We start from the raw sequence: 252 nt of genomic DNA, 5'->3' as shown, positions 1-252 counted from the left end.
CTCAATTTCTTTGCCTAACTGCTCTAACTTCGTCGATGTTGGTTTTACTGACTGACCTAAGCTTGCATTTTGTTGTTTGAGATAAGTGCTGCTTTCAACAACTTTTGCTAAGTCTACCACTGCTATACCAGCAGCATTACTAAAAGCTGATACAGTTAAACCCAAACCGAATACCAGTGCTGTTAATGTTTTCATGAGTCCGTCCTTTATATATTTTACAAATTTAACCGAGGTCGTACTTAGAAAGTACGA

1 protein-coding gene is annotated in these 252 nt (G+C 37.7%); it reads right to left on the bottom strand.

All coding sequences use genetic code 11. From position 1 onward, the window contains the following. Positions 1-195: OmpH/Skp family outer membrane protein (locus tag AC2Q9J_RS18260; protein WP_499042140.1), on the bottom strand; the 195-nt coding region annotated here is incomplete at its 3' end. Positions 196-252 lie beyond the last annotated feature (57 nt).

Source organism: Planococcus sp. RAB007_Raresut (genome assembly GCF_057369535.1).
The sequence above is the reverse complement of the archived record's forward strand: the minus strand, read 5'-3'. Positions and strand labels throughout refer to the sequence as shown.